5 protein-coding genes and 2 pseudogenes are annotated in these 4995 nt (G+C 64.2%); 2 read left to right on the top strand and 5 right to left on the bottom strand.

Features of this window, described 5'->3' with window-relative positions:
* The 4 genes from H0W40_RS19225 to hutH form a co-directional block, all read right to left on the bottom strand.
* Nucleotides 1–232, bottom strand: a 232-nt coding sequence (locus H0W40_RS19225) for a transposase (RefSeq protein WP_292449436.1), incomplete at its 3' end; no start/stop codon positions are given.
* A 105-nt stretch (nucleotides 233–337) separates the two neighbouring features.
* Nucleotides 338–1594, bottom strand: a complete 1257-nt coding sequence (gene pcl / locus H0W40_RS19220) for a 4-coumarate--CoA ligase (RefSeq protein ID WP_292449434.1) — start codon at nucleotides 1592–1594, stop codon at nucleotides 338–340.
* A gap of 2 nt (nucleotides 1595–1596) precedes the next feature.
* The gene (pyp, locus tag H0W40_RS19215; RefSeq protein WP_292449433.1) at nucleotides 1597–1989 is read right to left on the bottom strand and encodes a photoactive yellow protein; all 393 of its coding nucleotides are present in this window, start codon (nucleotides 1987–1989) and stop codon (nucleotides 1597–1599) included.
* A gap of 227 nt (nucleotides 1990–2216) precedes the next feature.
* Nucleotides 2217–3767, bottom strand: a complete 1551-nt coding sequence (gene hutH, locus H0W40_RS19210; RefSeq protein ID WP_292449431.1) for a histidine ammonia-lyase — start codon at nucleotides 3765–3767, stop codon at nucleotides 2217–2219.
* 307 nt (nucleotides 3768–4074) lie between these two features.
* On the opposite strand from hutH, the gene H0W40_RS19205 reads away from it, so the two are divergent.
* Nucleotides 4075–4410 (top strand): hypothetical protein, encoded by a 336-nt coding sequence (locus H0W40_RS19205; RefSeq protein WP_292449430.1) that lies wholly within the window; start codon nucleotides 4075–4077, stop codon nucleotides 4408–4410.
* A 260-nt stretch (nucleotides 4411–4670) separates the two neighbouring features.
* On the opposite strand, the pseudogene H0W40_RS19200 reads toward H0W40_RS19205, so the two are convergent.
* A pseudogene (locus H0W40_RS19200) lies at nucleotides 4671–4778 on the bottom strand (glycogen/starch synthase); the annotation flags it as partial.
* A 78-nt stretch (nucleotides 4779–4856) separates the two neighbouring features.
* On the opposite strand from H0W40_RS19200, the pseudogene H0W40_RS19195 reads away from it, so the two are divergent.
* A pseudogene (locus H0W40_RS19195) lies at nucleotides 4857–4995 on the top strand (CopG family transcriptional regulator); the annotation flags it as partial.

The following is a 4995-nucleotide window of genomic DNA, read 5'->3' as shown; positions in this document are numbered from 1 at the left end:
TGCCGGGGCTCGCCACGACCGCACGCTGGCGTCGCTCGCTGTGCTCGCGCACCCAGCGGCTGAGCTGGTTGGCATTGATCCCGCACTCGCGAGCCAGTCGCGACACCGACGCGCCCGGCCTGCCGCACGCAGCCACCAACTTGGCCTTCGCCGCGTCGTCGTACACGCTGCGCCCGTCGCTCTTGCGGCCGATCACAAGTCGGCGCGCCAGGTCTTCCAAATCGTCTGACATCACATTCCCACGTTCAACTACGTGGGAACGTAGGCTGTCAGCAACCGGCGCGTCATTCAAGGACGCGGTTCATTGAGCGCTTACGGTGAATCCGTCCCTGGCGACTCAGGTGCGCATTGCGCCAGCCACGTTCGTGGCAAGCGGCCAGTCGCAAAGCTTGCCCTGGTCGTTGACCGGCAAGCTGGCGCCGAAGGCCCAGGCTTTCGGTCTTTCAACGGCCGACAGGCGTGTCTGCGTCGCGCGCTCGAGGTCCGCGCGCAGTGCCTCACGGTCGGTGCCTGAGGCTGGGACGACAAACGCTTTGAGCCTTGATCCTTCGCCAGCGCTCATCAAACGCACTGCTGCGTCGGCAACTTCAGGATGCTCGAGCAGAAGCTGCCTGATACGCGCCGGAAAGACGTTGATACCGCCGACCTGTACGGCTTCATCGCGCCGGCTCCGCAGGTTGAAGCGCCCGTCGGCCAGCCACTCGAGCCGGTCCTGCAGATCGTGCGCGTGCACGGAGCCCTGAGGGGTTGCGCGTAGCAGGCGCGAGTCGTCTGCCTGGTCGAATGACCAGAACGGCAGCAGGCAATACGGCGCTCCAGCCTGCTCCCGCCACCCCACCGCAGCAGTTTCCGAGCTTCCGTAGACCTGCAGCAGTCGCTGGAGCCCGTGTTTCTCGAGCGATCTTGCAAGCGCGTCGTCGCACGGTGCAGTCGATGTCACACCGACGACGCCGGCTGGGATCGTGGAGGCATGCTTGGCCATGAGCGACCAATGCGCCGGGTGGCTGATCACGAGGTCTCCGGCGCTCATCATGTGCTGCAGTGCCTGGGGGGTGGTTCTCCTGACATCGATCACGTCGGCAACGCCCAGGCGTGCTGGCAGCAATACTGTGAAAAGAAAGCCGTAGATATGGTGGGCTGGCACGGCGACCAGCAGACGCCGGGCGCCGCCCAGCATCATGGCCAGGCAATCTGCTTCCTGCTCCAGCGTCGCCAGCGCGTGTGCGCACGCCTTGGGCGTGCCGCTGCTGCCGGAGGTGCGAAAACTCAGCCGGGCATCAGATTGACGAAGTCCGGTGTGGGCGATTTCCAGCCACTCCCCGAAGCAGCGCTTGGCGAGAAGCAGGTCTTCGATGCCGCTTTCGTGCAGGTGCAACGCCTCGTTGAGCGCGGAGGCCACCGACAGCCTTTCGAGCGAGTCCAGCCCCAGGCCGTCCTCGTCGAGCGACAACTCGAGCGGCCAGGGCTGCGCGGGCAATGCGGCGCCTCCCGGGCGCAAGTGGGCGACCTCGCCGGCGATCAGGTCGCCGACGAAACGCGACAGCGCGCCTGGTTGTTCGTGCCAGGCACCCGCCGTGTTTGTCGGTGTGGTCATGCTCAGACCCGCTTGACGAAAATCCAGAACGAGCCGCCGGAGATGGCGCGCTTCATGTGGATCTTCACCTTCGTCGGCTTCATCTGATGATCGAACACATACTCGAACAGCGTGTTGAGGTTGTTGGCCTTCACGCCCGCATCGAAGACGCCTTTGAATTCAGGGCGGTTGGTGCACGGCGCGACTTCGCTGAAGAAATTCTTGCCAACAACGGACTTGGGGTCGCGGCCCGTGATGGCGCCTTCGACCGCGTTGTATTTGAGGATCTTGCCGGTGGCGTCGAGCTCGACGGCGCCGAAGGCGAGCTTGTTGAGCTGCGCATCGTTCATCTTGGACAGCACGTTTTCGACATCGGTCTTGCCGAATGCGACGGTTTCGAGGATGGCAACGGTCATCGGTACTTCCTGACTTAGGGTTGTAGATCTCGTTGAAAGGAGCCTTCTGTGTCGGCCCGGCCAGTGGCCTTGACATATCGGTGCCTTAAAGGCACCGACGAGGGTCGGCCAAGGCCGACCCGATGCTTATCGGCTCGGGACGCACCGTGTTTAAGGCCGCGGCGAGTCGCCTTTGCGCTTGGCGAGAATGGTTGGATCGCCGTTCAATGGGGCACGCAGCGTGGGGCTCACGATTGGTACAGACGCCAGCTTTCGCTGCGCAAGGCAACCAGCATGCGCTGCAGGTCGCCGTCCAGCGCACGGTCCTCGACCACCAGCTCGATGCGATCGCACAAGTCGGCGTGCATCGCCTGCAGCGCAGGACTCAGCGTGATGTCTTGCCTCAGCGCTCGGAGCGTCACGGCCTGGCGTGCGGCGATGAGCATGGCCGCGAGCACCTGCTCGCTCAGCTCCAGAACACGCAGGCAGTCGCGCGCGGCAATCGTGCCCATGCTGACCTTGTCCTGGTTGTGGCATTCGGTCGAACGCGAGAACACCGAGGCGGGCATGCAGCCCTTCAGCGCCTCGGCAGTCCAGGCGGATACGCTGATCTGAAGCGCTTTCAGGCCATGATTGATGGCTGCACGCTCGCCCGTGGATGCGGAAAGGTTGCCCGGCAGGCCGTGGTTGTAGCGGGTATCGACCAGCAAGGCCAGTTGGCGGTCGAGCAGATCGGCCACATTGGCGACCGCCGTCTTCAATGCGTCCATCGCGAAGGCGATATGGCCCCCGTAGAAGTGCCCCCCATGAAGCACACGCTCTTCGCGCGCGTCGATGATGGGGTTGTCGTTCGCGCTGTTCAGCTCGTTCTCTATCAATTGCCGCAGGAACGGCAGCACGTCTTGCAGCACACCGATCACATGAGGGGCGCAGCGCAGCGAATAGCGGTCCTGCAAACGCTGTTCGTTGCGGGAGGGGCGATCGCTGGCGAGATCCGCCCGCAGGCGCGACGCAACCAGTTGTTGCCCGGGATGCGGCTTGACGGCAAACAGGGCTTCGTCGAAGTGATGGGCGTTGCCAGCGCTCGCCACGACGTTCAGCGCGGTCAGGCGCGTGGCCATTCGGCACAGATATTCGGCCCGCTGCCAGGCCAGGCAGGCTAGGCCCGTCATCACGGCCGTGCCGTTCATGATGGCCAGCCCTTCCTTGGGCCGCAGGCGCAAGGGCCGCATACCGACGTCAGCGAGCGCCTCGGCGGCCGGCATGCGCCGCCCGGCGAACATCACCTCGCGCTCGCCGCACAGTGCTGCCGCGAGGTAGGAAAGCGGCGTCAGATCGCCGCTGGCCCCGACCGAGCCTTCTGAGGGAATCAGGGGAAGGATGTCGTGTTGAAGCAGTGCCTGTATCTGCCGCAGCAAGTCCATGCTCACGCCGGACATTCCTTGACAAAGAGACGCTAGCCTTGCGGACAACACGGCGCGCGTCTGAGCCGGGTCGAGAAACTGCCCGGCGCCGCAGCCGTGATAGGCGTACAGATGGTGCGGCAACTCGGCCACCAGATGCGCCGGGACGTTGACGGTGCAGGAATCGCCATACCCGGTGGTCACGCCGTAGATAACGCCTTCCTCGGCGAGCAGGCGCGCCACGAAGTCGGCCCCGGCTTGGATGGCGCCGCAGAACTCAACGGAATCGCTCAATGAGGCGACGCATTGCCGGCTCGCTAACGCGTTGATGTCTTCAATGGTCAGTCGTTGGCCGTCGAACAGCACTGCGGCATCGCTGCCTATTGAGCGGGTCATCTACCGGGTTCCAAAACTGAGATGCTTTTAGGTTGCTGTCTGCTGGGCCGAACGCTTTGTATTCTCACAACCGCAGCAAGAATGACCGCGTGAACTTTGCATAGATCGATCTTGTTCGCCGCAGATCGTGGGCGTCGAGATTGATCGGTCCATGAAGCGGCCGCTCTGTGAGCCGCGCAACACAGATGGATGCACAAGTTCTCATTAACGCCGACTGTGCGAGGCGCGGCGTGCCGGACGTTGCTATGCAGAGGTACAACCGCCCCGAATCGATTTCGCGGCCCTCGCACTGTCTCCAGGAGTCCTCATGTGGATCCTTCGCATCAACAACATGCAGCTCGTGGCGGCGTTTTCGGGCGCGGTGCTGTTGATCGCCGGTTACTTCGCCGTCGTCGACCCGGCCCAGCGCACGATTTCGGGGCTGGCGCTCGGCGTGCTGGCCCTTGCGTCGCTCGTTGCCTCGTTGTTCATCCTGTTCGTGCGCGGCGTTGATGAACGTCTGTTCCGCGTGAGCCAGTACGAGCAGCGCCAGGCGGGGGCCACCTCGCAGTTCCGTCCGAGCGGCTGTCAGCCGCGCGAAGCCGGGGAGCAGGCGGCGGACCACAAGCCGCCACTGCAGGCAGCCACGTTCGACGGCCCGTAACCACGGTCGCAAAGTCTGCGCGGGAGGGACGCACCCCCCAGGACAAGGCGAGCCTGCGTGCCGGCATCGATGGACCACCTTCGCTCGGTCCGGGACGCGGGATCGGGTTCTCATCGGTTCGCGGACATGGCGCCGCGAGGCTCGAAGCGCGAGGGCACGAGGATCGCGTCGGCGCCGGCGATGACGCGATGGGCCAGCGCTTCGTCGTAGACGAGGCGCACCGCCACGCGAAGCGGTTCAGCCTACGCGGCGTCGCGCGACGCGAGGTTGTGAACCGTGAAGACCGACGTGGCGCGGGTTGCCGGATGTGCTCGCAGGTAGGCGCAGGCCCTCGCCGCATGGCAGTCGTGCGCGTGCAGGACGTCCGGCGTCTCCTGCGCATCGCATCCTAGTGGCAAAAATATGGTCTACTAGCCATCCAAATGGATTCCATATGGATGCAAACGATGCCGAGCAGAGTGATCGAACCCAGACAACGGGTCGGCGAGACGGAGAAGATGACCATCAACATGGGTGTCGTCGATCTCGGCCAAGTCGACCTGCTGGTGCAGGAGGGCTTCTATTCAAACCGCTCCGACCTGGTTC

The sequence above is a fragment of the Methylibium sp. genome (assembly GCF_013817345.1).
Taxonomy (GTDB): domain Bacteria; phylum Pseudomonadota; class Gammaproteobacteria; order Burkholderiales; family Burkholderiaceae_C; genus Methylibium.
This window is presented reverse-complemented; position numbering and strand designations above follow the sequence as displayed.

Bases quoted from the DNA above. Each gene is read 5' to 3' on its own strand.
- pcl (WP_292449434.1), bottom strand. From the start codon at position 1,594: ATGACCACACCGACAAACACGGCGGGTGCCTGGCACGAACAACCAGGC.
- hutH (WP_292449431.1), bottom strand. From the start codon at position 3,767: ATGACCCGCTCAATAGGCAGCGATGCCGCAGTGCTGTTCGACGGCCAA.
- H0W40_RS19205 (WP_292449430.1), top strand. From the start codon at position 4,075: ATGTGGATCCTTCGCATCAACAACATGCAGCTCGTGGCGGCGTTTTCG.
- pyp (WP_292449433.1), bottom strand. From the start codon at position 1,989: ATGACCGTTGCCATCCTCGAAACCGTCGCATTCGGCAAGACCGATGTC.